18 protein-coding genes are annotated in these 20,744 nt (G+C 64.8%); 1 reads left to right on the top strand and 17 read right to left on the bottom strand.

Translation table 11 applies throughout. From position 1 onward, the window contains the following. Positions 1-149: 149 nt before the first annotated feature. From IVB50_RS28605 to lpxA, 4 genes are all read right to left on the bottom strand, one after another. Positions 150-1,472, bottom strand: a complete 1,323-nt coding sequence (locus IVB50_RS28605; protein ID WP_247298539.1) for a serine hydrolase — start codon at positions 1,470-1,472, stop codon at positions 150-152. A 241-nt stretch (positions 1,473-1,713) separates the two neighbouring features. Next, a complete protein-coding gene (gene lpxB / locus IVB50_RS28600; RefSeq protein WP_247298536.1) occupies positions 1,714-2,913 on the bottom strand; it encodes a lipid-A-disaccharide synthase in 1,200 nt (399 codons plus the stop codon). After that, positions 2,910-3,767 (bottom strand): UDP-2,3-diacylglucosamine diphosphatase LpxI, encoded by an 858-nt coding sequence (lpxI, locus tag IVB50_RS28595; RefSeq protein WP_039799320.1) that lies wholly within the window; start codon positions 3,765-3,767, stop codon positions 2,910-2,912. The genes lpxB and lpxI overlap by 4 nt, the downstream gene beginning before the upstream one ends. Positions 3,768-3,786: 19 nt before the next feature. After that, positions 3,787-4,578, bottom strand: a complete 792-nt coding sequence (lpxA, locus tag IVB50_RS28590) for an acyl-ACP--UDP-N-acetylglucosamine O-acyltransferase (RefSeq protein WP_247298534.1) — start codon at positions 4,576-4,578, stop codon at positions 3,787-3,789. A gap of 175 nt (positions 4,579-4,753) precedes the next feature. Between lpxA and IVB50_RS28585 the strand changes: the two genes are divergently transcribed. Continuing rightward, positions 4,754-5,098, top strand: a complete 345-nt coding sequence (locus IVB50_RS28585) for a KTSC domain-containing protein (RefSeq protein ID WP_247298532.1) — start codon at positions 4,754-4,756, stop codon at positions 5,096-5,098. 6 nt (positions 5,099-5,104) lie between these two features. Here IVB50_RS28585 and fabZ read toward each other — a convergent pair whose 3' ends face one another. The 13 genes from fabZ to IVB50_RS28520 all read right to left on the bottom strand — a co-directional run bounded on the left by fabZ (position 5,105) and on the right by IVB50_RS28520 (position 20,730). Beyond that, positions 5,105-5,566 carry a 3-hydroxyacyl-ACP dehydratase FabZ gene (fabZ, locus tag IVB50_RS28580; protein WP_007610868.1) on the bottom strand — a complete coding sequence of 154 codons (462 nt, stop codon included), beginning with the start codon at positions 5,564-5,566 and terminating at the stop codon, positions 5,105-5,107. After that, positions 5,563-6,630, bottom strand: coding sequence for a UDP-3-O-(3-hydroxymyristoyl)glucosamine N-acyltransferase (lpxD, locus tag IVB50_RS28575; RefSeq protein WP_247298529.1), 1,068 nt, complete (start codon positions 6,628-6,630; stop codon positions 5,563-5,565). Before lpxD ends, fabZ begins: the two co-directional genes overlap by 4 nt. Positions 6,631-6,755: 125 nt before the next feature. Beyond that, positions 6,756-9,311 carry an outer membrane protein assembly factor BamA gene (gene bamA, locus IVB50_RS28570; protein WP_026232862.1) on the bottom strand — a complete coding sequence of 852 codons (2,556 nt, stop codon included), beginning with the start codon at positions 9,309-9,311 and terminating at the stop codon, positions 6,756-6,758. Positions 9,312-9,498: 187 nt separating this feature from the next. Beyond that, complete coding sequence (rseP, locus tag IVB50_RS28565; protein ID WP_085353280.1) at positions 9,499-10,650, bottom strand: RIP metalloprotease RseP; 1,152 nt, start codon at positions 10,648-10,650, stop codon at positions 9,499-9,501. A gap of 44 nt (positions 10,651-10,694) precedes the next feature. Next, complete coding sequence (gene dxr / locus IVB50_RS28560) at positions 10,695-11,918, bottom strand: 1-deoxy-D-xylulose-5-phosphate reductoisomerase (protein ID WP_247298526.1); 1,224 nt, start codon at positions 11,916-11,918, stop codon at positions 10,695-10,697. A gap of 4 nt (positions 11,919-11,922) precedes the next feature. Then, positions 11,923-12,765, bottom strand: a complete 843-nt coding sequence (locus IVB50_RS28555; protein WP_247298523.1) for a phosphatidate cytidylyltransferase — start codon at positions 12,763-12,765, stop codon at positions 11,923-11,925. Then, complete coding sequence (locus IVB50_RS28550) at positions 12,762-13,520, bottom strand: isoprenyl transferase (RefSeq protein ID WP_007610887.1); 759 nt, start codon at positions 13,518-13,520, stop codon at positions 12,762-12,764. The genes IVB50_RS28555 and IVB50_RS28550 overlap by 4 nt, the downstream gene beginning before the upstream one ends. A gap of 112 nt (positions 13,521-13,632) precedes the next feature. Then, the gene (frr, locus tag IVB50_RS28545; protein WP_007603628.1) at positions 13,633-14,196 is read right to left on the bottom strand and encodes a ribosome recycling factor; all 564 of its coding nucleotides are present in this window, start codon (positions 14,194-14,196) and stop codon (positions 13,633-13,635) included. A 65-nt stretch (positions 14,197-14,261) separates the two neighbouring features. After that, positions 14,262-14,978 (bottom strand): UMP kinase, encoded by a 717-nt coding sequence (gene pyrH, locus IVB50_RS28540; protein ID WP_018455040.1) that lies wholly within the window; start codon positions 14,976-14,978, stop codon positions 14,262-14,264. A gap of 60 nt (positions 14,979-15,038) precedes the next feature. Further along, positions 15,039-15,962 (bottom strand): translation elongation factor Ts, encoded by a 924-nt coding sequence (tsf, locus tag IVB50_RS28535; protein ID WP_018455041.1) that lies wholly within the window; start codon positions 15,960-15,962, stop codon positions 15,039-15,041. Between the two features lie 131 nt (positions 15,963-16,093). Then, positions 16,094-17,083, bottom strand: coding sequence for a 30S ribosomal protein S2 (locus IVB50_RS28530; RefSeq protein WP_007603625.1), 990 nt, complete (start codon positions 17,081-17,083; stop codon positions 16,094-16,096). A gap of 219 nt (positions 17,084-17,302) precedes the next feature. Further along, a complete protein-coding gene (locus IVB50_RS28525) occupies positions 17,303-19,798 on the bottom strand; it encodes a caspase domain-containing protein (protein WP_247298521.1) in 2,496 nt (831 codons plus the stop codon). Positions 19,799-19,989: 191 nt separating this feature from the next. After that, entirely contained in the window at positions 19,990-20,730 is a 741-nt protein-coding gene (locus IVB50_RS28520) for a carbonic anhydrase (RefSeq protein ID WP_247298519.1), read from the bottom strand. Between the last annotated feature and the right edge of the window lie 14 nt (positions 20,731-20,744).

Genomic DNA, 20,744 nt, shown 5'->3' with positions numbered 1-20,744 from the left:
CGTCCCCCCAGCGCGGTTTCCTCCTTTGGAGGCTTTCGGACGCCGGCCCCCGTGTGCGCGGCAACACCGTCATGGGGCCGGCATCCGAAACCCTTCACACAAGCGGAAGTAATCGCTCATTCATTCGATCGGCGCGCCGCCACAATCGCCTACAGTAGTTTCGCGACGCTGTACCCGATATCTTCCCGCGTGAGACCCATACGCAGGATCACCAGTTTACGCGAGGGGATGATCGCAATCACCTGGCGCAGGTGCCCTTGCAACATGAACGTGTCGGTAGGGAGTCGGAATCCCTGGCCCGGCCCCAACCAAAGCTGTCCGCGACCGTAGACCGGGCCATGTCCCTCATCGGACGCTGGCACAGGCGAGCGCATGTAATCGACAAAGCCCGGCGGCAAAAGCTGAGCACCGTTCCACTCTCCGTTCATGCGCAGGAATTCGCCGAAGCGCGCCCAATCATGCGCATTGGCGAAGAGAAAGGCTTCGCCAAGGAATGTGCCTGAAGGGTCAGCCTCAAGAACAGCGCTGGTCATGCCCAAAGGCTTGAACAATCGCTCCTGCGGATACGCTCGCGCGTCCGCTCCAACCGCGTTCTGCCAGACCCGGGCCAACAGGACAGACGAACCCCCGGAATAGTTGAACTGCGTTCCAGGCGGGGCGACAAGCGGACGGTCCCGCGCGAAAGCCGCCGCATCATGTGCGAGATTTTCTAACCCGTCGGGGTCGGGAGAGTCACCGTCCTCGCTCCATTTCAATCCGCTTGTCATGGCCATCAAATCGGCCACCGAGATGTCCGCGCGCGCGTCGCCAGTCCACTGCGGAAACAGATTTTTTCGGTCCAGCGAAAGCTTTCCGTCCCTGATCGCCATGCCGGCCAAGGCGGCGTTCACGGTCTTCGTCATCGACCAGCCCTGGAGGGGCGTCGAAGCGTTGAAGCCTTCGCCGTAGGTTTCTCCGATGATGCGCCCGTCCTGGACCACGACGATCGCGCGCATGCCCGGCCCCTGGAGAGCCGGATCGTTCAGCGTCGCCAGTAAGTGTTTGTCGTCAGACAATTGAGCACTCTCGCCGACCGGCCAGAGCGCACTAGGCTTTCCGGGCAGTGAGGGCGGCTCGGCACGGTCGGGGACTTCGTCCTTAGACACCAGCGTACAACCACGTCCTTCCTCATATTGGGCGTAGCGTTTGGCGAACAGGCCTCGATATGCCGCCTCGACACGCTGGTTGGCGGTGTCGACGTTGATCTTCAGACGTTCGACAATGCGTGGATGTGTTAACGCGAGGTCGGTTTTGATCACCGCATCCGCATCACGTTCGGCAATGAACACATTCGAGCAAACCATTTTTGCCGCATAAGCCGAGGCGGACACTAGTCCATTGGGTGGGCTGAAGGTCAGCCAGCCAGCGAACCCTAAAATCCCAAGAAGCAAGATCGCGACAAGAAATCTGAACATTTTTAGAGCAAGACGCATGCGTCCCTTTAGGTAAATCCAATCAGGAGGCCGCACCTAGGCGAGCGCACAAGATATTGCGCGCAGATCCTGACATGCACCTGACATCCCGGTTTGCCGTGGTTGTTTGGTGGACCGAGGATGTTGGCAGTCTTACCGAGACGATGAGAGATGCAAATCGACGCGAGGTCTGCTCTGGGTCACAAACCGCCGATCACGCCCAAGGTTAGGAGACTTCCGCTTTGCGCTGGTAAGCCAACGTTTATGAGTACACGTCCAAGCCTGCCCGCCTACCCTTGCGCATCGTCGCCAGCACGATGTCAGCTGCGAGCACGCTCGGCGATCTGTTGCCGGTCGACATGATCGCATCGAGCTGGGCGAATGCTTCCACCTGCTGCCGGCGCAGCGATGAATCGGTCAGAAGCTCCGAGAGCGCGGGTGCCAGCTTCTCCGGCGTGCAGTCTTCCTGCAGGAACTCCGGGATGAAATCCTTGCCGATCACGAGATTGGCGAGGATCACCGAGGAGACGCGGATCGCGCGGCGCAGGATGAAGGCTTCGATCGCGCCGACGCGATAGGCTGTCACCATCGGAATGCCCGATAGCGCGAGCTCCAGCGTCACCGTGCCGGATTTTGCCAGTGCCGCGCGCGCGATGCGGAAGGCAGCGCGCTTCTCGTTCTCGCCGACCACGATTTGAGGCTTGACCGGCCAGTTCGCGATGCCTTCGCGGATGGTGGTTTCGAGATGCGGCATGGTCGGCAGCATCAGCTCGAACGCGCGGCCTTCGGTCTGCAATCGGCCGAGCGTCGCGCCGAACACGTCGAGATGGTGCCTGATCTCGCTGCGGCGGCTGCCGGGCAACACCAGCAAGACCGGCGGCTCGCCGTCGCGGCGCGCCTGCTCCTCCGCGTTCGGCCGTAGCGAGGGCAATTGCTCGATCAGGGGATGGCCGACATAGCTGCATGGCGGCCCGCCGAGCTTGCGGTATTCCTCCGGCTCGAATGGCAACAGGCCGAGCACATGGTCGACATAGCCGAGCATGGTCCGCGCCCGTCCCGGCCGCCAGGCCCAGAGCTGTGGCGAGACGTAGTCGACGATCGGGATCGCCGGATTGCGCGTCCGCACGCGGCGGGCGACACGGTGGGTGAAATCGGGGCTGTCGATGATGACGAGCGCGTCCGGCGCGGCTTCGGTCACTGCCTCCGCGGTCTCGCGGATCAGCCGCAGGATCTTCGGCAATTGCTGCACGACCGCGGCGAAGCCGACGATCGAGAGCTGCTCGATCGGAAACAGCGTCTCGAGCCCCTGGCGCGCCATGGTGTGGCCGCCGACGCCCACGAACTGCACGCCGTCGCCGAGGCGCTGGCGCAGCACCTTCATCAAGGCGCTGCCGAGCCGGTCGCCGGATTCCTCCGTGGCGATCAGGAAGATCTTGCGCTTGGGATCGCGACCCTGCATCACGCCGGCAGGCCGATGACGAAGAGATATTTTGCGTCGGCGAGTGCGATCATTGCCTGCGGCTCGGCGGCGATGGTGTTGCCGGCAACGACGGCGATCCCGGCCAGCCCTGCGGCGGCGACGCCCTCGAGGGTGCGCGGGCCGATCGTCGGCAGGTCGAAGCGCAGATCCTGCCCGCTCTTTGGGACCTTCACCAGCACGCCCCGCCCGGTGGCGGCGCGGATGCGGCCCTCTTCGCGCAGCCGTTCCACGCGCGCGAGCAGTGCATCGGTGCCCTCGATATCCTCGACCGCCACCACATGGCCGTCGATCACGACCGCGGCCTGGCCGATGTCGAACGGACCGAGGGCGGTCAGCACCGCGCGTCCGCGCTCGATGTCGGTCTTGCCGGTGTCGCTCGGCCAGGCGCGGCTGATGCAGCCCTCGGGCATCAGCAGATCGGGCGCGACATCCTTGATGCCGACCATGCGAAAGCCGCCCTGCTCGAGAATGCGCCCGACGCCGGACAACAAATGATCGTCGCCGCCGCGGAAGGCGCGGATGACATTGCCGAGCAGCCGAAGCGTCGTGAAGTCGACCCGGACCTCCGAGAGCGAAGGTCGCACCAGCGTGCCGATGAAAATCAGGTCGCGGCAGCCCTCCTCGCGAAACAGCCGCATAGCGCGGCCGAGCTGGCCGACCGAGATCCAGCGATGACGGAATTTCTCTACCCGCGCGGGATCGCAGGCTCCCCGAAGCGGAAACAACACCGGCGTGATGCCGCGGGCGGCGAGCGAGTCGGCAACCGCGAACGGCATCGCGCCGCCGCCAGCGACGACGCCGACCGGCGATGAAATTTCCGAAGCCGCCGATGTCATGCCCGGGGCCATTCCATCATCACTTCGCGATGGCGGGAAGACAGAGCGGGCGCTTGCCCTTGCCGATGAAGTCGAGGATTTCGCCGATCGCCGGATCTCCACCGGCGAGCGGCCGCGCCGCCTCCAGGCGTTCGGCAAAGGTAGCGGGGCCACGGAAGAGTTTCTGGTAGAACGCGCGCACGGTCACAAGCCGCTGCTTGGTGAACTTGCGCCGCTTCATGCCGATCAGGTTGAGGCCTTCGAGCACCGCATATTGGCCGTTGACCAGCCCATACGGGATGACGTCGTCGCGCACGCCGCAGACACCGCCAACCATCACATAGGGGCCGATGCGGGTGAACTGATGCACTGCGGACAGGCCGCCGATATAGACGGCGTCACCGATCTCGCAATGGCCGCCGAGCGTCGCCGAGGTTGCGAAGATCACGTTGTTGCCGACCATGCAGTCATGCCCGACATGACTGTTGTTCATGAAATAGCCGTCGTTGCCGACGCGCGTCAGGCCACCGCCCTTGATGGTGCCGACATTCATGGTCGCACCTTCGCGGATGGTGCAGCCCGAGCCGATCTCAAGCTTCGTGGGCTCGCCCTTGTAGCTGAGATCCTGGGGCGCCCCGCCCAGCACCGCGAACGGCGAGATCACGCAGCCATCTCCGATCGAGGTGTGGCCGATGACGGTGACCTGTCCGATCAGCTTGCAGTTATTGCCGATCGCGACATGCGGGCCGATGATGCAGAAGGGGCCGATCTCGGTGCCCTCGCCGATCACGGCGCCGTCCGCGATCCGTGCGGTGGGGTCAATCTTACTCATCAAGCAATCTGACTCATCAAGAAGGTCTGATTAGGTGTTGAAGTCGCTCGGTTTTCCGCTGGTTAGCGCGACTATGCCCGATCTGTCCAGTGACGTATGATCTCTCCGTGTTTCAAGTGCCGGATGAGGCAGCCTTCCCGGGTCATCAACAAGTTCACGCGGAGCTTCAGGTATCGTGGTCAGGGCCCTGGCACTTCTCCTCGCACAGTTCGCCGCGGCGCCGATCGTCTCCGAGACGATCGAGACCGCCGAACACCGCCCCATCGACCTCGCGACGTTCGAGTGCCGCGACATCAGCCGCAGCACGGTGCTTCAGCGGGTCTGTTACGACCGTGCGCAGCAGGCCCTCGTCGTGGCTGTGGGCGGCGTGTATGACCGCTATTGCGGCGTACCGGTCGACACGGTCGAGCGCCTGCTGGGCGCACCGTCCATGGGACAGTTCTTCAACCAGAACATCAAGCGCGAGGTCAGCGGCGGCCGGTACGCGTGTCCTGCGCGCGAGCGCATCCAGAGAAGTTGATCCCGCTCAGTCGGTCAGCATGGCGCCGACGTCGGCCTCCGCAACCACCTGGCCGTTGACCTTGGCGTCGCCGTGAAACCACCACATGGCCTTGCGGCGGCCGATCGAGCGCATGTGGTATTCGATGGTATCGCCGGGCAGCACAGGCTTGCGGAACTTGCACTTGTCGATGGTGAGGAAATAGACCGCGCGCGGCTTCTCGGTGCCTTCGACCGACTTGATGCCGATCACACCCGCGGTCTGCGCCATCGCTTCGATCATCATGACGCCGGGATAGACCGGGCGATCGGGAAAGTGGCCCTGGAACGGCGGTTCGTTGAAGGTGACATTCTTGATGCCGATGCCGCTGTAATCGGTGCGGATGTTGATCACGCGATCGATCAGCAGCATCGGAAAACGGTGCGGGAGCGTTTGCAGGATCATGTTGATGTCCACAAGCTCGAACCTGACCGGTGCTTCGTCCGTCACTCCCGTTCCTCCTGCTTCGGATCGGCCTTGCTGTCGCGCGCCAAGCGCTCGACCGCCAAAATTTCCTTGAACCACTGCCTGGTCGGCTTGGCGAAAAAACCACCCCAACGTCCGTTGGGAGGAACGTCGTCCTTGACGCCGCTCATGGCAGTCACCTGAGCTCCATCCCCGATCTTGACGTGATTGTTGATGCCCACCTTCGCTCCCAGCGCCACGTTGTCGCCGAGGGTGAGGCTGCCGGCAAGGCCGATCTGGGCTGCCAGCAGGCAGTGCCGGCCAATGGTCACATTGTGGCCGATCTGGACCTGATTGTCGATTTTGGTCCCTTCCCCGATCACGGTGTCGCGCAAGGAGCCCCGATCGATGGTGGTGCCGGCGCCGACCTCCACGTTGTTCTGAATCAGCACGCGGCCGGTCTGGGGCACCTTCAGATGGCCCTCGGGGCCGAAGAAGATGAAGCCGTAGCCGTCCTGGCCGATCGAACAACCGGGGTGGATCAGCACGTCGTTGCCGATCAGCGCGCACTGGATGGCGGTGCGTGCGCCGACATTGCAGTCCCGGCCGATCTTGACGCCGGGGCCGATCACGGCCCCCACACCGATCACCGTGCCGCTGCCGATCTCCACGTCAGGGCCGATCACGGCCAAGGGATCGACGATCACGCCGTCCTCGAGCCTGGCGGTGGGGTCGATGATGGCCGACGGCGCGATGGCGTCGTTGCCGGTCCAGGATTGCGGCCGGAGCGCGTCGCCATGCCACTCCCGCGCGATCCTGACGAAGGCGCGGAACGGCTGTGGCGCCCGCAGCACGGCGACATGCGCGGGCACCCGCGCCTCGAAGCGTGGGCTCACCAGGCAAGCACCGGCCTTGGTCGCCTTGAGCTCATCGGCATATTTGAGATTGTCGAAGAACGTCAGGTGCATCGGGCCGGCTTCGTCGAGCGAAGCAAGACCCCTGATGATTTGGCCGCCCCTGGCGGGATCGACCAACTCCGCCTTGGTCAGCGTGGCGATGTTAGCCAGCGCTGAGGCGGGCGGCTGTGTGAAGAAGGTCGGCTGCGCCATTCCACCCCGTCGCGGTCCGGCTTCGGCATGAAGCGGCCAAGCCGCATCATGCCTCATCTCCTGGATTGGCACGATCCCTTTCGGAAACCGGCTCCGGTGGTCCGGATCGTGCCGTGCTGTTCGAATTAGAACGAGGTGCCGCCGCCGAACCGGAACTCCTGCGTACGGTCGTTCTTGCCCTTGGTCAGCGGCACGGCGTAGTCGAAGCGCAGCGGACCGAACGGCGAGGCCCAGATCAAGCCGACGCCGACCGACGACCGGACCGCATTGCCATTGTCATACACCAGGCCGGTGCAGGTTCCAGCCGAAGCGGGATTGACGGTCGACGGCGTGCAGCTCGAATTCTTGGTCGTGGTCAGTTCGTTGGTCACCGACCACGTCGTCGGTCCCTGATAGTCGAACAGTCCGCCGGCGTCGGCGTAGACGGCGCCCTTCAGACCCACTTCCTTCGGCAGGAACCAGAACGGCATCTGCAATTCGAGCGAAGCACCCCAATACTTGGTGCCGCCAAGCGCGTCCTGCGTACCGAAGGGGTTCAAATCGCGCGGTCCGATGCCGTTCGGGGCAAAGCCGCGGACGAGGTTCGGGCCCATCTGGAAATGATCGAGCATGCGCAGATCGCTGCCCATCTTGTTCAGCATGCCGCCCTGGAGGCGAACGAGACCGACGATATCGGAGACCAGCGGAGTGTAGTACTTCGCGTCAACCACAGTCTTCAGATAGGAGACGTCGCCGCCGACGCCGGCGAAGTCCTGCCGGAAATCGACCAGCAGACCGTCGGTGGGGTTCTTGTTGTTGTCGAGCGTGTTGTAGGTCAGCGTGTAGCCGAGCGCCGAGGTCAGGGTCTTGCCGTTGGCAAGCTCCTTGCGGACCGGCAGCGAGGCCTCGCCGTCGCTGTAGCAGCCGAGGCCGTTGGTCGAGGGAGCCAGAGGAATACCACTCGCCGCGGAGAAAGCCGGGCTTGGATTGAATGCCGGATTCGGAGTGACACCGTCGGCAAGGAACTGGTTGTTGTTACAGTTCGCGAGGTACGACGGCAGCGTGATTTCCTGCCGGTAGATCGAGTAGCGCACCTGCAGCGACAGATCTTCCCGCAGGGAGAAACCGAGGCGCGGCGAGAAGCCGAGCGTCTTGGTGCCGTAGGAGATGTAGCTGTTGGACCTCTGCTCACGCTGATAGAGGTCGAGACCCAGCGCGACCCGGTAGTCGAGCAGATAGGGTTCGACGAACGACAGCGAGTAGCCGCGGGCATACTGGCCGTAGGTCACCGCCGCCTTGGCGAACAGGCCGCGGCCGAGCAAATTGCGTTCGGAAACCGAGACTTCGGCCAGCGCGCCGTCGGTGGTGGAATAACCACCCGAGACCGAGAAGTCGCCGGTCGATTTCTCTTCCATGTCCACGAGCAGGATCACGCGGTCGCTCGACGAGCCGGGCTCCGTCGTGATCTTCACGCTCTTGAAATAGTCGAGGTTCTTCAAGCGGCGCTCGGCACGGTCGACCAGCGCGCGGTTGTAGGCATCGCCCTCGGAGACGTCGAACTCGCGACGAATCACGTAGTCGCGCGTGCGGGTGTTGCCGCGAAGGTTGATGCGCTCGATATAGGTGCGCGGACCCTCGTCGATGTTGAACACGACCGACACGGTGTGCGCCTCGAAATTGCGGTCGCCGCCGGGACGGACCACGGCGAAGGCGTAACCGCGACGCGAGGCCTCGATCTGCATCTCCTCGACCGACTTCTCGACCGATTCGACGTTGTAGAGCGAGCCGACATTGACGCGCGAATAGTTGCGCATCGAGGTGGGATCGAAGTTGGGAATGCTGGAGCGGAAGTCGATCGAGCCGACCCGGTATTGCGAGCCCTCCTCGATCTTGAAGGTAACGTTGAAACCCTTCTTCTCCGGATCGTATTCGGTGAGCGCGGCGACGACCTGGACGTCGGCGAAACCGTTCTTGAGATAGAAGCGGCGGATCAGGTCGCGGTCGGCCTCGACCCGATCGGGATCGTAGATGTCGCTGCTGGCGAGGAAGCTCAGCAGGTTGGATTCGTGCGTCTTGATGACGTCGCGCAGGCGGTAGGACGAGTACGCGTTGTTGCCGACGAACTCGATCGACTTGACGCCGGTCTTGGCGCCCTCCTCGACCGTGAAGACGAGATCGACGCGGTTGTTCGGCTGCTCGATGATTTCAGGCGTGACGCGAACGTCGTAACGGCCGGAGCGGCGATAGATTTCTGCGATTCGCAGGGTGTCGGACTGCACCATGGCGCGGGAGAAAGTGCCGCGCGCCTTGGACTGGACTTCACCGGTGAGCTGCTCGTCCTTGATCTTCTTGTTGCCCTCGAAGGCAATGCGGCCGATCACCGGGTTTTCCACCACGGAGACGACGATCTGGCCACCGGCCCCGCGGTTGATCCTGACGTCCTGGAACAGGCCGGTCTCGATCAACGCCTTGAGGCCGTCGTCGATGGCACCCTGATCCAGGCGACCGCCGGGACCCGGCTTGAAGTAGGAGCGGATCGTCTCCACCTCGACCCGGCGATTTCCTTCGACGGAAATCGACTGCACGGTCTGAGCAAGCGCAGACGAAGACACAAAGGCAGCCCCAACCGGGGCAAGCACCGGCGCGCCGAACATGATCAGGGTTGCGAGCAAGCCCCCCCGGAGTCGCAGTCCAAACTTCATTGCGCAACGCGCCCTTATCATTCCGTACCAGACCCAACCCCAACGCCGGTCTGGAGATTCCCCAAGTTCAAGCCGCTTGTAGACAATTTCACCGACGCCGCAAACGGTCGAGCGCGCCGTAATTTCATTTTCATTCCAAGACGTTGCCCAAGAGCAACGCCCGGGCAACGCCACAAAAAAGCCCCTATCAGGATGCGGCCATTCGCAGGATGTCGTTATAGGTCGCAAACACCATCAACATCAGCACCAAGCCAAGCCCGATTCGGAACCCCATCTCCTGGGTGCGCTCGGACAGGGGCCGACCACGGGCGACCTCCGCCGCATAGAACATAAGGTGACCGCCATCGAGCAGTGGGATCGGGAACAGATTCAGCAGGCCGATCGACACCGACAGCACCGCGCAGAGGTTGATCACGAACTGGAACCCGGCGCTGGCCGCCTGCCCTGACATCTTGGCAATGCCGAGCACGCCGCTGACCTCGTTCGGATTGCCGTTCCCGACGAACAACGAGCCCAGGAACTTGAAGGTGCTGGTGATGATGAACCAGACCTGCTCCACCCCGATCTTGAGCGCTTCGCCGACGCCGACCGGCGACGTCGAGGCCTCCCCGGCCTGAGACTTGTGTTCGACGCCGAGCACGCCGAGACGGTGGCTGTTGCCGAAGGGATCCTTGCGCTCGAGCAGCGCCGGCGTCGCGGTCAGCGACACGATGGAACCGTCGCGCTTGACCTGGAAGGCAAGCGGCGAACCAGCATTCATCGCAACCATGCGCTGCATGTCGGCAAAGCTTTCGATCGGCTTGCCGTCGATCTGGACGACGACGTCGCCGATCTTGAAGCCGGCTGCCGCCGCAGCGCCATCGGCGACGACACCGTCGACGCGCGCAATCGTGCTCGGCTTGCCGTAATACAGCGCCATGCCAGCGAAGATCAGCGCGCCCAGGATGAAATTGGCGATCGGTCCGGCGGCAACGATGGCGGCGCGCGGGCCGACCTTCTTGTGATGGAAGCTGCCGGCGCGCTCCTCGGCCGTCATGGCCGCAAGCTTCTCGGACGACGGCGTCGAAGCCTCGCTCTCGTCGCCGAAGAACTTGACGTAGCCGCCGAGCGGGATCGCCGAGATCTTCCACCGGGTGCCATGGCGGTCGTTGAAACCGACCAGCTCAGGTCCGAAACCGAGCGAAAAAGTTAACACGCGAACGCCTGCCCAGCGCGCGACCAGGAAATGGCCGAGCTCATGGAAGAACACGACGATGGTCAGGACGAACAGGAAGGGAACCGCGTAGCCAAGGAGCCCATGGCTCAACGTATTGAAACTATGGACGAAAAAGTCGATCATCGAATTCCCTCATCCAGTGCCGCAAGGCCCTGGCCCCGAACCATCTAGGATGCCTTTAAGGCAATTTGAGGCAATAGGGCGGCAGCCCTATTTCGCGCAACATGGTCAACAGCGATTGCATCGTCTGCTGACGTCAGCGGCGCCTGGTTCCCGCTGCGGACCCAGTCATCCAGCGTCTCCTCCACCAGCCTGGCAATCGCCCCGAACCGGATCTTGCCGGCGATGAAGGCGGCGACCGCGACCTCGTTGGCGGCGTTGTAGACCGTGGTCGCCCCCTTCCCGGTCCGGAGAGAATCGAAGGCCAGGCGCAGCCCGGGGAAGCGCTCGAAATCTGGCGCCTCGAAGGTCAACTGGCCGATCTTGGCCAGATCGAGCTTGGCGGCCGGACCCTTGATACGGTCGGGCCAGCCGAGGCAATGCGCGATCGGCGTGCGCATGTCGGGTGAGCCGAGCTGGGCCACGACCGAGCGATCGGAGAACTCAACCATGCCGTGGATGATCGACTGCGGATGAACGAGGACGTCGATCTCGTCGGGCGAGAGCGCGAACAGATAGGAGGCCTCGATCACCTCGAGCCCCTTGTTCATCATCGAGGCGGAATCGATCGTGATCTTCTGGCCCATGCTCCAGTTCGGATGCTTCAGGGCTTGCGCGAGTGTCGCCTGCTCGATGTCGGCAGGCTTCCAGGTGCGGAAGGGGCCGCCGGAGGCCGTGATGATGACACGGACGAGCTCGTCGCGATTGCCCGAGGCGAGCGCCTGGAACAGCGCATTGTGCTCGGAATCCGCAGGCAGGATGCAGGCGCCCGCTTTCGCCGCGCGCTGCATGAAGAAATCACCAGCGCAGACGAGACATTCCTTGTTGGCGAGCGCGACATGCGCGCCGCGATCGACCGCCGCCAGTGCCGGCTTCAGCCCGGCCGCGCCACTCACGGCGGCCATCACCCAATCGGCCGGACGCGCGCCGGCCTCGATCACCGCGCTTTCACCGGCGCCGCATTCGGTGCCGGTGCCCGCGAGCGCAGCCTTGAGTTCGGCAAACTTGGAGGTGTCGGCGATCGCAACGAAGCGCGCGGAAAACTCCTTCGCGAGCTTTGCCAGCGCCTCGACATTGCTGTTCGCCGTCAGCGCCTCGACACGGTAGCGCTCGGGAGAGGCGCGCAGCAGATCCATCGTGCTGTCGCCGATCGAGCCGGTGGCGCCGAGAACCGTGACGCTGCGGACGCTCGATGCCGCAGCCTTGTTGTTACGCAATGGAACCGCGCTCATATCTTCACCAAACCATAAGACCGCTTCCGGCGCTATGCACACCATGGCGGAGGAAGCCGATAATCCATGCCACCAGGATGGCGGCGACAAAACCGTCCAGACGGTCCAATAGCCCGCCATGGCCCGGAATTAAGTGACTGGAATCCTTGACATCGAAGCGCCGCTTGACCGCGGATTCGAACAGATCGCCGCAGGCCGACACGATTGAGAGGACCGCGCTGACGAGCAGCAATGGAACTATCTTTCCAACCCCGCAAGCGGCAAAGGCGACCGCGACCAAAAGGCTCGCGGCAAAGCCGCCGAGCGCCCCTGACCAGGTCTTCTTCGGGCTCACGCGCGGCCACAGCTTCGGTCCGCCGATGCCGCGGCCGGCGAAATAGCCGCCGATATCGGTCGCCCACACCACGAGCAGCACGAACATCAGCGCGGCGCAGCCGTTCACGAGATCCTTCCGCAGCAGGATCGAGGCGAGTAGCGCCGCCGACGCATAGGCAAATCCGGAGGCCGCCCAGACGAACTTGCCCCGCGCGATCACCGTCACGACCGCCCCGCCAATCAGGCCGGTGATGATTGCGGTCTTCAGCGCGCCGAAGGCAACGCACAAGCCCATCGTGGCGATGACGATCGTCCCCGCCCCGGTCAGCGCGGTCGAGCCTGCGCCAACCACCATCAGCCATTCCGCGAACAGTCCGATCGACACCAGGGTGACGAGAAGCGCCCACAGCCAGCCGCCGGCATAAGCGAGCGCAATGGCGAGCGGCGCCAGCACCAGCGCCGCGAGGATTCGCATCACGAGATTGCTCGGGGCAGGCTGAGAGCCGGCCGGTGCGGAGTTGGGCTCGCTCACGAGGCGGTTTTCGCGACCAGGCCGCCGAAACGGCGCTCGCGCCTGGCGAATTCGGCGATTGCGCCTTCCAGCGCCGCCTTGTCGAAATCGGGCCAGTGAATCGGCACGAAGACAAGCTCGCTATAGGCGGCCTGCCACATCAGGAAGTTGGACAGGCGCTGCTCGCCACTGGTGCGGATGATGAGATCGGGATCGGGAATGTCGGGCGCGTCGAGATGCGCCCCCAGTGTCTCGGCATCGATCGTGTCGGGACTGCGCCGGCCCTCGGCGACTTCCCGCGCGAGCTTCTGCGCCGCCTTCGCGATCTCCTGCCGGGAGCCGTAATTGAAGGCGACGACGAGCGTGAGGCGCGTGTTATCGCGCGTCAGTTCCTCCGCCTCATTGAGAAGTGCGCAGATGTCGCCCTCCAGCCCGTCCCGCTCGCCGATTATGCGTACCTTGACGCCGTCGCGATGCAGGCTCGCCAGATCGTTGCGGATGAAGCGGCGCAACAGGCCGAACAGATCGCCGATCTCGCTCGCCGGACGCGACCAGTTTTCCGAGCTGAAGGAGAAGATGGTGAGATAGCGGATGCCAAGCTCATGCGACGCCCGAACCACGCGACGCAGGGCCTCCACGCCGCGGCGATGGCCCTCCGCCCGTGGCAAGCCGCGCGCGGCCGCCCAACGTCCGTTGCCATCCATGATGATGGCGACATGCGCAGGCGCATCGGACCGATCTGGTCCTTCCGTTGCGGGCGCGGCGGCGTTGGACATGAGGCTGCCTTAAAGCATGATCCGGACCCGAAGGGCCGCGTTAGCGCAAAGTGCGAAGCGGTTTTCCGTAAAGATCATGCGCGAACATAACCTAGAGCGCGATCCATCCTGCTTAGACGGTGAGGATTTCTTTTTCCTTGGCGGCCAGCAACTGGTCGATCTCGGAGATCGTGCCGTCGGTCGCCTTCTGCACCTCGTCGGCGTGGCGCTTCTGATCGTCCTCGGACATCTCGTGATTCTTCTCGAGCTTCTTGAGAACGTCGAGACCGTCGCGGCGGACGTGGCGCGCGGCGACCTTGGCGGCTTCCGCGTATTTGTGCGCGACCTTGACGAGCTCCTTGCGACGCTCCTCATTGAGTTCGGGGATGCGCAGGCGCAGAACCTGGCCTTCAGTCGCCGGCGACAGGCCGAGATTGGAATCGACGATCGCCTTCTCCACCGCCTTGACCATCGACTTGTCCCAGACCTGCACCGAAATCAGGCGCGGCTCCGGCACGCTGACGGTGGCGAGCTGGTTCAGCGGCATGTGGCTGCCATAGGCGTCGACCTGCACCGGATCGAGCATCGAGGCGGAGGCGCGACCGGTGCGCAGGCCGCCAAGCTCGTGCTTGAGCGACTGGATCGCGCCCTGCATGCGGCGCTTGACTTCGTTGAGATCGAAATTGTCCGTGGCCATCCCGTTTCTCCTTCAAAATCCCGGCGACCTCTCCGCACCTTCTCTCAGGGTGCAACGACAAGCCGTCAGCCGGCGACAATGGTTCCGTGGCCGCCGCCACGCAGTACAGCGCCGATCGAGCCCGGCTCCGCGATCGAGAACACGATGATAGGCAGCGACGTCTCGCGGGCAAGCGCGAAGGCGGTCGCATCCATCACCTTGTAGCCGCCCTCGATCGCCTGCGAATGCGTCAGACGGTCGAATCGCGTCGCCGTCGGGTCTTTCTTCGGGTCGGCCGAGTAGACACCGTCGACATTGGTCGCCTTCAGAACCGCCTGGGCGCCGATCTCGGCTGCGCGCAGCACCGCGGTCGTGTCCGTGGTGAAGAACGGATTACCGGTTCCGCCGCCGAGCAGCACGATCCGGCCCTCGGCGAGGTATTTATGTGCCGCGGTGCGGGTGAACAGCTCGGAAATCTCGGGCATGACGAAGGCCGACAGCGTGCGCGCAGGCGTGCCCTTGCGCTCGATCGTGGCCTCGAGCGCGAGGCAGTTCATCATCGTCGCGAGCATGCCCATGGTGTCACCGGTCGGGCGCGACACGCCGCGCGAGGAGACCTCGACGCCGCGAAAGAGATTGCCCCCGCCGATGACGACGGCGACTTCGGTGCCGAGGTGGCGAGCGGCGATCAGATCGTCGGCGACCCGGTCGATGGTCGGTTGATCGATGCCAAAACCCTGCGGTCCCGCGAGATATTCGCCGGACAGCTTGATCACGACGCGACGATAGACCGGATCAGTCATGAGCACTTTCCTTGTCCGGGCGCCGCTTCCGGCGGCACGCCGGAAGGAACGTTCCGGCGCTTACTTCTTGCCGCTGGCCGCCGCGACCTCGGCCGCGAAGTCGCTTTCCTGCTTCTCGATTCCCTCACCGAGAGCATAGCGCACAAAGCCCGCGATTTTCACCGCGCCGCCGACCTTGCCTTCGGCTTCCTTCACCGCCTGCGCCACCGACTTCCCGGTGTCGTGGATGAAGGCCTGCTCGAGCAGGCAAACTTCCTTGTAATAGGTCTTCAGGCCGGACTCGACGATCTTCTCGATCACGTTCTCGGGCTTGCCCTGCTGGCGATATTTGTCGGCGAGCACGTCCTTCTCGCGCTTGACGACCGCCGGATCGAGACCGGACGGATCCAGCGCCAGGGGGTTGGCGGCCGCGACATGCATCGCGATCTGGCGGCCAAGCGTTGCGAGCTCGTCGGCCTTGCCGGGGGATTCCAGTGCCACGATCACGCCCATCTTGCCGGCGCCCTCGACCACCGCGCCATGGACGTAGCTCGACACCACGCCCTGGCTGACCTCGAGCGAAGCTGCGCGGCGCAGCGTCATGTTCTCGCCGATGGTGGCGATTGCGTCATTGATCGCAGTTTCGATCGTGACGTCGCCGACCTTGGCGGCCTTGATCTTGTCGACATCGGCGCCGGTGTTGAATGCGACCTGGGCGATCATCTTGACGAGGCCCTGGAACTGGCCGTTGCGCGCGACGAAGTCAGTCTCGGAATTGACTTCGACCACGACGCCCTTGTTGCCCTTGGTGAGCGCGCCGATCAGACCCTCGGCGGCGACGCGGCCCGACTTCTTGGCGGCCTTCGACAGGCCCTTCTTGCGCAGCCAATCCTGCGCCGCTTCCATGTTGCCGTCGTTTTCGGTCAGCGCGGCCTTGCAGTCCATCATGCCTGCGCCGGTCGACTCGCGCAGGTCCTTGACCATCGCAGCTGTGATCGTTGCCATCGTTCAAAATCCTTTTTGCCTGCCGGTTTGCCGCGGCGCGGCCAGATCGCCTCGCCGCGGTCCATCTCAGGAATTCGCGTCAACTGAAATGGTGGCCGGAGCTTGTCCGGCCAACCCATCGCTCTTTTTGACTATTCCGCTTCCGCGGTCAGCGCCTTGGCCTTGGCCACCCAGGCGTCCGCGCGGCTCGGCAGGCCGACTTCTTCGCCGATCTTGTGCGCGGTATCGTGATCGAGCTCAGCCAGCTGCCAGAAGTGGAAGATGCCGAGATCGTTGAACTTCTTCTCGATCGCGCCCGACACGCCCGGGAGCTTCTTGAGGTCGTCGGACGTCCCGCGCGGGCCGGCAAGGCCTTGGAAGCCGCTCGTGGCGGGCAGCTCTTCTGCGACCGGCCGAACCGAAGCACCGACGTCGATTCCGGAATCGCCCTGGGCGCGTGAAATGCCGTCAATCGCTGCGCGCGCGATCAGATCGCAATAGAGCGCAATCGCGCGGCCGGCGTCGTCATTTCCCGGCACCACATAAGTGATGCCCTTCGGATCCGAATTGGTGTCGACGATCGCCGCGACCGGAATGTTGAGCCGCTGGGCTTCCTGGATCGCGATGTCTTCCTTGTTGGTGTCGATCACGAAGATCAGGTCGGGCAGACCGCCCATGTCCTTGATGCCGCCGAGCGAGCGGTCGAGCTTGTCGCGCTCGCGCTGAAGGGTCAGGCGCTCCTTCTTGGTGTAGGAGGAGGCATCGCCGCCGGCGAGCACGTCGTCGAGATGACGCAGGCGCTTGATCGAGCCCGAGATCGTCTTCCAGTTGGTCAGCGTGCCGCCGAGCCAGCGCGAATTGACGAAGTACTGAGCGCAGCGCTTGGCCGCGTCGGCAACGCCGTCCTGCGCCTGGCGCTTGGTGCCGACGAACAGGATGCGGCCGCCCTTGGCGACGGTGTCGCTGACCGCCTGCAAGGCGTTGTGCAGCAACGGCACGGTCTGCGCGAGGTCGACGATGTGGATGTTGTTGCGGGCGCCGAAAATGAACGGCGCCATTTTCGGATTCCAGCGGTGAGACTGGTGACCAAAGTGCACGCCGGCTTCGAGGAGCTGACGCATAGTGAAATCGGGTAGTGCCATCGTTCTAATTCTCCGGTTGGTTCCTCCGGAAGCGTGTGAGCAGGACAGAGCGTTGTCGCCCCGGCTGCCACCGGACGGCCTTGTGAGCCATGCTTCCGTGTGAGATGGCGCGGTGTATAGCGCGATTTCGGCCAGAAGCAAGGAAATAAGGGCCTTTCGGGGCGGCTTTCGCCCGCAAGAAGCCCCCTTCCGTAAAGATCGCTCCGGCCTAGCCCCTGCCTAGCATCTGGGCTGGTTCGGCGGGCACTTCTTTGCCGCCGGCGGCGGAGCCGGAGGACGCGGTGGAGGTGCTGCCGGGCGCGGCGGCGGCGGTGGCGCGACGGCCGTCCGGGGCGGCGGAGGTGGCGCCGGCCGGGCGACCGGCGGCGCGGGCCGCGCCATTGGCGGCGGCGCCGGTCGAGCAACCGCCACGGGTGGAGCCGCCCGTGGCGGTGGCGGCGGCGCAACACGCGGCGGAGGCGGAGGCGCCGGCCGCGCCACGGCCTGAGGCCGCGGTGGTGGCGCCGACGGCCGGGCAGCCTGGGCGGGAGCTGCGGTCGGCTGATGCTGCGGCCTGATCGGCTCCCGCGCCGCCGAGGGCGGCGGCGTGACCGGTCGTCCAACTGCGCCAGGAGGCGTGCGGGCAGCAGGCGGCGAACCAGCCGGCTCGCGGGTCGCGGACTTGCCATGGTCCCCAGGCCCGGTCCCGGTCCCGGGCGGGGCCTGGGCCACCGGCGGCTTCGGCGGTTGGCCGGGCACAGCGGCCGGGTTTGTCGCCGTGGGCGCAGTCGCCGGCGCGGCGGCGGTCGGCGCACCGGGATGACCCGGCGGCGTGGTGCCGGGAGCAGCAGTCGTCGGCGCTCCCGCAGGCCCTCCCGGATGGGTCGGCGGCGGTGTGCCGGGAGCAGTGGCCGTGGGCAGCCCGGGTCTGCCGCCCGGCAGTGGCCCGGCTCCCGCTGGCGGTACAGGTGGACCGCCATGGGTGCCGGGAACCGGCAGGGTGTTGGCTTGGGGCAGCTTGGCCGGTGGCGTGGCAAGCGGACTGGCAGGTGGAGTCGTAGGTGGCGTACCGGTCGGTGCGGCATTGGCCGGCCTGGCCGGAGGCATTCCTGGCCTCGCCGTCGGCTGCATCGTCGCGCTCGGCGGCATCGGCGCCTTGCCCTGCTGAATCAGGGCGGCGCGCTGCACGACCGCCTGCGGCATGGCGGGACCAGCCGGATTGGTGCGCCCGGCAATGGCTGGCGCGAGATTGCCCGCTCCGGCACCCGCACCCGCCGGCGGTGCCGGCGGCTGGTTGATCACCGTGTTGATGACCGTCCTGTTATGGATGTTCTGATAGATGATGTTGTTCGGGGGCGGTGCGACATAGACCGGCGGCCTGACGAACACAGGAATTGGCACGAACATCGGCTGCGGCAGCACGAACAGGCCGACCACCGGCATCGGCGGCGACAGCACGACGAAATCCGGCGGCGGCGGTGGCAGATAATAGACCGGCGGCGGCGGTGGCGGCGCAAAGCCAAAATCCGGATCGCTGAAATACAGCACGGGACGCTCGACATAGACCACCTCCTCCGGCGACGGTGGCGGCACGTCGTAGTCGATCATCGCGAAGCTCGGCGGCGGCTCGGCCGGCGCGGTGAGAATCGCCAAGCGCCGGCGCGCATCCGCCGCATGCGGACCGCGCGGATAGCGACGCAGATACGACCAATAGGCCTCCGGCGTGTCGGTCCGATAGGTCCGCCGCCAGGTGATGGCCTCGCGGCGCGCCGCGACGATCACCATCACGCGCTTCGACAGCGGGTCGCCGGGATAGGCGGAGAGAAACTCTTCGTAGGCCGGCAGCGTGTCGCGCGTGAGCGCGGCGGCATAGGCATCCTGCACGCCGAGATCGCGGATCGGCTTGTTGCGCATCGCGGCGACTTGGTCGGGTGCGGCCTCAGGCGGCGGCGCGTCAGGTCCGCGCTCGAAGAACGAGAATTGCGCCGATATCTTCTGCTCGTTCCAGGGCACTTGCGCGCCCTTGCTGGCCTCGTTGACGCGCAGGCGAACGCGGTCGAACACCTCAGGCAGCGGTAGGCCGCCGGTGCGGATCATCTCCGCCAGCGACTGCGCATAGATGCCGTAAGGTCCAGGCTCCTCGGGCGCCACCGTGCCGGGCGCGGCGTTGAACGCGATCAGCATGTTGGCGTCGGGCTCGACCAGCGCAAGTCCGCTCGCGATCTGCTGGCCGCCCTCCACGAAGGGCTGCGCCCGCGCAGCGTCGAGCACGACGATGTTGGCCTTGAGCGGAACGGAGGCGAGCTGGCGGAGATAGTCGCCGATGCGCAGGCCTTCGGTCGGAATGTCGGTGTCGCGGGTGATGTTGGAATCGACCGGGATGAAGTAGTTCTCACCGGCAAGTTGCACGCCATAGCCGGCGAGGTAGACCATCGCGACGGTGCCCGGTCCGGAGGCCTGCGCCTTCTGGATGAAATCGCGAAAGCTCTTGCGCAGCGTGTCGCCGTCGAGATCGCGGGCGCCGACGACGTCGAAGCCCGCCGCCTGCAGCGTCTGCGCGATCAGGCCGGCATCGTTTGCCGTCGTCGCCAGCGGCGACTTGGCATAGGCGCCGTTGCCGACCACGAGCGCCATACGCTTTTCCTGCTGCTGTGCACGCGCCGGATCCGGCGCGCCCGCGGCAAGGACCGCGATTGGCAGGAGAAGGCAAATGAAGGCTCGGAGCGTCCCACGCATGACTTGCTTGCCCGTTTTTGTTGTTGAGATGCCGCCACGCATCAGACGCGTGGCGAGCTGAATGACACTTGAACGAAAGGCTTCCAAATAACGAAGGCTTGGATTGAGGCGGCGGCATGGCGCCCGGCACCAACGCCAGGGCGCCTGCGTCAGCCTCGCGACAACGAACCGGCGCGAGCCGGTTCGTCTCGTCAGACCTGCGCGATCAGGTCGACCGTTCCCGTCGTGAGCCGATAGATGCCGCCGACGACCTTCAGCTTGCCCTGCTCCACGGCCGCATTGAGGATCGGCGCTGCCGACTTCAGCTTCGCGACGTTGTCGATGACGTTCTGCCGGATCGCCTTGTCGAGGACGTCCCCACCCTGCTGCATCGCAGCCTTCGCTGCAGGCGTGATCGCATCGACCAGCGATGGAATATGGCCCGGCGGCGGCTTGTTGTCCTTGATCGCCTTCAGCGTCGCATCGACCGCGCCGCAAGCGTCATGGCCGAGCACGAGGATCAGCGGCGCATTCAGCACGGCCACCGCGTATTCCATGCTGGCGATGGTTTCGGTGCCGGCAAAATTTCCGGCGACGCGGCAAACGAACAGATCGCCGCGGCCAGTGTCGAAGGCATATTCCGGCGCGATGCGCGAATCGGCACAGCTCAGTACGGCCGCGAACGGATTCTGTCCGCCGACCAACGCCTCGCGCTCGTGCTTGAAATCGTGCCGCCGCGACACGCCGTCGACATAGCGGGCATTGCCTTCCGTCAGGCGCTTCAATGATGCGTCGGGCGACAGCACGTTCTGCGGCTTGGGCGGCGCCTTGCTCTCTTTGGCGAAGGCTCTGCCGGTCAGGGCGAGGCCGAGCGCCGAGGCACCCAACAACATCGCGGATCGTCGCGACGGCGCGATCCTCTCATGTGGGGATTCATTGCACTTGTCGCACATGTCACGTTCCCTCC

This window comes from Bradyrhizobium sp. 87 (assembly GCF_023073015.1).
Taxonomy (GTDB): Bacteria; Pseudomonadota; Alphaproteobacteria; order Rhizobiales; family Xanthobacteraceae; genus Bradyrhizobium; species Bradyrhizobium canariense_D.
The sequence above is the reverse complement of the archived record's forward strand: the minus strand, read 5'-3'. Positions and strand labels throughout refer to the sequence as shown.

Bases quoted from the DNA above. Each gene is read 5' to 3' on its own strand.
- lpxI (WP_039799320.1), bottom strand. From the start codon at position 3,767: ATGACATCGGCGGCTTCGGAAATTTCATCGCCGGTCGGCGTCGTCGCT.
- pyrH (WP_018455040.1), bottom strand. From the start codon at position 14,978: ATGACTGATCCGGTCTATCGTCGCGTCGTGATCAAGCTGTCCGGCGAA.
- lpxD (WP_247298529.1), bottom strand. From the start codon at position 6,630: ATGGCGCAGCCGACCTTCTTCACACAGCCGCCCGCCTCAGCGCTGGCT.
- frr (WP_007603628.1), bottom strand. From the start codon at position 14,196: ATGGCCACGGACAATTTCGATCTCAACGAAGTCAAGCGCCGCATGCAG.
- bamA (WP_026232862.1), bottom strand. From the start codon at position 9,311: ATGAAGTTTGGACTGCGACTCCGGGGGGGCTTGCTCGCAACCCTGATC.
- dxr (WP_247298526.1), bottom strand. From the start codon at position 11,918: ATGAGCGCGGTTCCATTGCGTAACAACAAGGCTGCGGCATCGAGCGTC.
- tsf (WP_018455041.1), bottom strand. From the start codon at position 15,962: ATGGCAACGATCACAGCTGCGATGGTCAAGGACCTGCGCGAGTCGACC.
- IVB50_RS28525 (WP_247298521.1), bottom strand. From the start codon at position 19,798: ATGCGTGGGACGCTCCGAGCCTTCATTTGCCTTCTCCTGCCAATCGCG.
- lpxA (WP_247298534.1), bottom strand. From the start codon at position 4,578: ATGAGTAAGATTGACCCCACCGCACGGATCGCGGACGGCGCCGTGATC.
- IVB50_RS28530 (WP_007603625.1), bottom strand. From the start codon at position 17,083: ATGGCACTACCCGATTTCACTATGCGTCAGCTCCTCGAAGCCGGCGTG.
- rseP (WP_085353280.1), bottom strand. From the start codon at position 10,650: ATGATCGACTTTTTCGTCCATAGTTTCAATACGTTGAGCCATGGGCTC.
- IVB50_RS28520 (WP_247298519.1), bottom strand. From the start codon at position 20,730: ATGTGCGACAAGTGCAATGAATCCCCACATGAGAGGATCGCGCCGTCG.
- IVB50_RS28550 (WP_007610887.1), bottom strand. From the start codon at position 13,520: ATGTCCAACGCCGCCGCGCCCGCAACGGAAGGACCAGATCGGTCCGAT.
- IVB50_RS28605 (WP_247298539.1), bottom strand. From the start codon at position 1,472: ATGCGTCTTGCTCTAAAAATGTTCAGATTTCTTGTCGCGATCTTGCTT.